Below are 3,391 nucleotides of genomic sequence, written 5' to 3' on the forward strand. Positions count from 1 at the left end.
GTCTTGATTTCCTTGGCTGCTGCGGCCGAGCGCTGCGCCAGGCTGCGAACCTCGGATGCCACGACGGCGAAGCCGCGGCCTTGCTCGCCGGCACGCGCCGCCTCCACTGCGGCATTCAGCGCCAGGATGTTGGTCTGGAACGCGATGCCGTCGATCACCCCGATGATGTCCACGATCTTCTTGGACGACGCATTGATCGAGCCCATGGTGCCGACCACCTGCCCGACCACGTTGCCGCCGCGCACCGCCACCTCGGAGGCCGACACGGCCAGCTGGTTGGCCTGGCGCGCGTTGTCCGCGTTCTGCTTCACCGTCGAGGTCAGCTCTTCCATCGAAGCGGCTGTTTCTTCCAGCGAGCTGGCCTGCTCTTCGGTGCGCGACGACAGGTCCTGGTTGCCCGAAGCGATCTGGCTCGACGCCGTCGCGATGGTGTCCGTGCCCGTGCGCACTTCGCGCACGATGCGCACCAGGCTCTCGTTCATTGCCTTGAGCGCGGCCATCAGCCGGCCGGTTTCGTCCTTCGAATGCACGTCGATGCGCGAGCTGATGTCGCCTGCGGCCACCTTCTCGGCCACCTGCACGGCCTCGCTGATCGGGCGCGTGATGGTGCGCGTGATGAACCACGCGATGGCGGCGCCCGCCAGGACGGCCAGCGCGCCCAGCGCCAGCATCAGGTTGCGTGCCCACGCGTAGCCGGCGCCGGCTTCGTCGTTCGCCGCGCGGGACAGCCGGCTTTCGTGCGCGTCCAGCTTGTCGAGCTCCGCGAGCACGGCCTTCACGGCCGGCTGGAACTTGGTGATGAAGAGCATCGTCGCTTCGTCGTTCTTGTTCTGCAGCGCCAGCTCCGACAGGGCGGCGTTCAGCGGCACGAGCACGCCCACCTTTTCGTCGATGCCGGCCAGCAGCGCCTTGCCCGCGGGCGTGGCGAGCAGCTTGACCAGGACCTCGCGGGCTTCGGAGAAGCGGTCTCGCGCGCCGGAGATCTTCTTGGCTTCCTCGCGCATGGCGGCGTCGTCGCTCAACAGGATGAGGTTGCCATCGAGGATGGCGATGTCGCGGATCGCGTCCGCCATCTTGTTGACGGCGGCCACCTTGGCGTTGTTGCCGGTGACGATGCCGTTCAGCCGCTGCTGGATGTCGGCCATCGATTCGAGGCCCAGGCCGACCAGGCCGGCCAGCAAAAGGAGCACCGCGGCAAAGCCGATGCCGAGGCGGGTGCCGATTCTGAGATTGAGGATGGAGTTCATGGAGGATGTCAGGAGTCGCTTGCTTTTAGATTCTTGAAAACGCGGTCGAGGCGCTGGGACACCAGTTCGGCGTCGCGCGACGAGCGGGCAATGGAGCGGGTGACGCACCAGGCAACGAGCACGCCGGCCAGCAGCGCGGCAACGCCCAGGCCGAACACGGCGTGGCGCGCCCACTCGAAGCCGGCACCGGCCTTGAAGCCAAGGCTCAACGCCGCGGCCAGCACGAACAACGACACGGCGAAACCGGTGCCCAGGCGAAGGGCGATCTTGGGACTGAGACGAATGCGCACGGCTGCTTCAGGCCCCCAGCAAGACGGGTTCGTCGGCGTCGAGCTTGAACGTGCTCACAGCCCGCATCAAGTCGTCGGCCTGTTCCTGCAGCGACTGGGCGGCGGCCGAAGCCTGCTCCACCAGCGCGGCGTTCTGCTGCGTGACCTGGTCCATCTGGCTGATGGCCTGGTTGATCTGCTCGATGCCCGAGGTCTGTTCCTGGCTGGCCGAGGTGATCTCGCCCATGATGTCCGTCACGCGGCGCACGCTGCCGACGATCTCGTCCATGGTGCGGCCGGCTTCGGCCACCTGCTTGCTGCCCTCGGCGACCTTGTCGACCGAGTCGCCGATCAGTGTCTTGATTTCCTTGGCGGCGGACGCGGAGCGCTGCGCGAGGCTGCGCACTTCCGAGGCGACCACGGCGAAGCCCTTGCCTTGTTCACCTGCGCGCGCCGCTTCCACGGCCGCATTCAGCGCCAGGATGTTGGTCTGGAACGCGATGCCGTCGATGACGCCGATGATGTCCACGATCTTCTTGGACGACGCATTGATCGAGCCCATGGTGCCGACCACCTGCGACACGACATGGCCGCCCTTCACCGCGACTTCCGATGCCGACACCGCGAGCTGGTTGGCTTGGCGTGCGTTGTCCGCGTTCTGCTTCACCGTCGAGGTCAGCTCTTCCATCGAGGCGGCTGTTTCTTCCAGCGAGCTGGCCTGCTGCTCGGTGCGCGACGACAGGTCCTGGTTGCCTGCTGCAATCTGTCGCGAGGCGACCGCGATCGAATCGGTCGAGGCCTTGATGCGGGTCACCAGGTCGGTCAGCGTGTCTTCCATCTCGCCCATGCCGCGCAGCAGCCGGCCGAAGTCGCCGCCGCGCTCGGTCTCGAAGTCCTTGCTCAGGTCGCCCGAGGCGACGGTCTCGGCAATCAGCAGCGCCTCGCCGATCGGGTCGACGATGCTGCGGGTCAGCGCCCATGCGACCACCGTGCCCACCACGAGCGAGAACATGGTCAGCGTCAGCACGTAGATGCGGCCCGAACGGTACTGCGTGTCGATGTCGGCGGCGGTGGTGTCGATGTCCTGCTGTTGCTGCGCCACCATGGCGCGAATGCTCGCGTCGTAGGCTTCCAGCGCGGGCAGCATCTGGGCGTCGGTGAGCCGGGCGGCCTCGTCGCCGCGGCCCTCGGCCTTGAGCTTGAAGATCCGGTTGCGCAGTTCGACATACTCGCCGCGCTTTTTCTTGATGTCGGCGCTCAGCGCCAGCTCGGCCGGCGTCTGCAACAGGGCCTCCAGCTTCTTCTGCGTCTCGCTGATGCTGGCGCTGGTGGCGTCGATGTTCTTCTGCAGATAGGCCTGCACCGCAGGGTCGTTGCTCTTGAGCAGCGACAGGGTGCGCACGCCGTTGGTGCTGGTGCCCAGCTGCCAGGCCGCGGCCAGGCGTTCCTTCGCGAGCGAGTGCTTGGCCATCGACTCCGTGGCCTCGCCCACGCCCTGCAGGCGCAGCACGGCAATGCCCGCGGTGATGAGCGCCAGCGCCAGCACCAGTGCAAAGCCGGCGGCCATGCGCCGCCCGATCTTCCAGTTTTTCATGTGTTGCTCCTCGCAGGCCCTTGTGTCGTTGTCGTCGTGGTTGTCTTGCTTCTCGCGGCCTTCAGGCGGCTTTCAGGCGGCCGTCAAGCGGCCATCTTTTCGACGAGGCCCATTTCGTCGCTGGACATCAGCCGGTCGATGTCCACCAGGATCAGCATCCGCTCGTCCAGCGTGCCCAGCCCGATCAGGTAGTCCGCGTCCAGCACCGAACCCATCTCCGGCGCAGGCTTGATCTGCTCGCCCGTCAACGTGATCACGTCCGACACGCTGTCCACCACCAT

The 3,391-nt window shown here is 66.6% G+C and carries 4 protein-coding genes; all 4 read right to left on the reverse strand.

All coding sequences use genetic code 11. The annotated features are described in order from the left end of the window. Positions 1–1,247, reverse strand: a 1,247-nt coding sequence (locus AC1DJH_RS33000) for a methyl-accepting chemotaxis protein (protein ID WP_478188601.1), incomplete at its 3' end; no start/stop codon positions are given. Positions 1,248–1,255: 8 nt separating this feature from the next. Continuing rightward, entirely contained in the window at positions 1,256–1,537 is a 282-nt protein-coding gene (locus AC1DJH_RS33005) for a hypothetical protein (protein WP_472121273.1), read from the reverse strand. Positions 1,538–1,544: 7 nt separating this feature from the next. After that, positions 1,545–3,110, reverse strand: a complete 1,566-nt coding sequence (locus tag AC1DJH_RS33010; RefSeq protein ID WP_472121270.1) for a methyl-accepting chemotaxis protein — start codon at positions 3,108–3,110, stop codon at positions 1,545–1,547. An 83-nt stretch (positions 3,111–3,193) separates the two neighbouring features. After that, positions 3,194–3,391, reverse strand: a 198-nt coding sequence (locus AC1DJH_RS33015) for a chemotaxis protein CheW (RefSeq protein ID WP_478188602.1), incomplete at its 5' end; no start/stop codon positions are given.

The sequence above is a fragment of the Variovorax sp. 10N412 genome (genome assembly GCF_056394985.1).

What these genes read in the sequence shown, in the direction of transcription:
- AC1DJH_RS33010 (WP_472121270.1), bottom strand. Translation starts at nt 3,110, where the DNA reads ATGAAAAACTGGAAGATCGGGCGGCGCATGGCCGCCGGCTTTGCACTG.